Source organism: Deinococcus pimensis DSM 21231 (assembly GCF_000519345.1).
In the GTDB taxonomy this organism is placed as follows: Bacteria; Deinococcota; Deinococci; order Deinococcales; family Deinococcaceae; genus Deinococcus_A; species Deinococcus_A pimensis.
In genome coordinates, this window is the sequence record NZ_KI912632.1 from 20,186 (window position 1) to 21,717 (window position 1,532).

General features: G+C 69.8%; 3 protein-coding genes. 2 read left to right on the top strand and 1 reads right to left on the bottom strand.

The genetic code is table 11. The features are described 5' to 3' along the window. On the top strand, positions 1–364 hold a 364-nt coding region (locus DEIPI_RS0104520), incomplete at its 5' end, for a phosphodiester glycosidase family protein (protein ID WP_211238240.1). A gap of 71 nt (positions 365–435) precedes the next feature. On the opposite strand, the gene DEIPI_RS0104525 is transcribed toward DEIPI_RS0104520, so the two are convergent. Further along, on the bottom strand, positions 436–1,101 hold the full coding sequence (locus DEIPI_RS0104525) for a response regulator transcription factor (RefSeq protein ID WP_027480989.1): 666 nt from the start codon (positions 1,099–1,101) through the stop codon (positions 436–438). Between the two features lie 193 nt (positions 1,102–1,294). Here DEIPI_RS0104525 and DEIPI_RS38970 point away from each other — a divergent pair. After that, positions 1,295–1,532 (top strand): hypothetical protein (locus DEIPI_RS38970; RefSeq protein ID WP_045233649.1); only part of this gene is annotated, 238 nt, incomplete at its 3' end.

Consider the following 1,532-nt stretch of genomic DNA (forward strand, 5'->3'; position numbering starts at 1 on the left):
CGAAGCGCTCGCGGCGGGTCCCCTGCTGGTGGACGCGGGCCGCGCCGTCATCGACCCCATCCGCGAGGGCTTCGACACCCGCACGAACGTCTGGCGGCCCACCCGTCAGGTGGCCTTCGCGATCTTCCAGGGACGGCCCACCATCGCGTACCTGGAGACGGGCACGCCCGAGGACTTCGCGCGCGCGCTCGTCGCGGCGGGCGTGGAGCGCGCCCTGCGTCTCGACAGCGGCAGCAGCGCCACCGTGTACTTCTCCGGCGGGTACCTCAACACCGTCTGGAGCCGCCCGACGCCCAACGCGATCGTGCTGGTGCCGCGCGGCGCGGCGGGCCCCGTAGTGGGCGTGGGCGGCGCCGGGAAGTAACCGTACGAGCAGAGGAGAGGCGCCCGCACACGTGCGGGCGCCTCTCCTTTCCGGTGCTCGTCCCGGTGGGCTCAGCTGCGCAGCGCGTAGCCGATGCCGCGCACCGTGCGGATGATGCCGTAGCCCTCCACGTCGCGGAACTTGCCGCGCAGGTTCGCCATGTGCACGTCCACGACGTTGCTGTTCGCGGGCAGGCGCCCGTCCCAGACCTCGCGCTCGATCTCCTCGCGGGAGTACACGCGGCCCGGCTGACGCGCCAGCAGCGACAGCAGGTTGAACTCCGTGGGGGAGAGGCGCACCTCCTGACCCTGGTAGCGCACGAGCCGCTGCTGCACGTTGAGCTCGATGCCGTTGATCTCGATGGGGGCGCCGCCGTGCTGACGCAGCTGCACGCCCACGCGGGCGAGAAGCTCGCGGGAATCGAAGGGCTTCACGACGTAGTCGTCCGCGCCGCCCTCCAGGATCTTGACCTTCTCGTCGGGCGTGTCGCGCGCGGTGCACACGATGATCGGGAGGGTGCTGGTGCGGCGGATGCGGCCGAGCACCTCCGTGCCGTCGAAGTCGGGCAGGCCGAGGTCGAGGATGACGAGGTCGGGAGTGTGTTCGCGGACGGCGACGAGACCGGACATGGCGTCGGCGGAGTGGTCCACCTCGTAGCCTGCTTCCTCCAGGTCGGAGCGCAGGAAGCGGGCGATGTCGGTGTCGTCCTCGATCAGGAGAATCTTGCGCTTACTCATTAAGATCAGGAGGCAACAACCTCGCGGGCAAGACCGTTCATTAAGTGACCTTGCTAACAGTGGATTAAGACCCCACGAACCCGAACTGAAGGGTGAGGGCCGTGTCTTGAGCGAGCGTTGATCCGCCCCTTCGAACGGACGGCTTCCGCGCGCCATCACGAGGCGGTCATGTACCCCCGGCTAAGCTCCGGTCATGAGACGCCGTCTGCTGCTGCTGCTCGCGACCCTGTCCTTCACCCAGGCCGCGCCGGTCTCCTCCGAACCCGCCCTGCCGACCCTGCGGCTCGACACGCGAACCCTGAAGGTCACGCCGAGCGTCCGCGTCGTGCCGCGCGAGCCGCGCGAGGACGCGCCCGACTTCTTCCCGCCGCGCTCCCTCGCCGTGAGCCTCGGCCCGCCCGACGCTCAGCTGCGCGTCTACCCCGTGGACG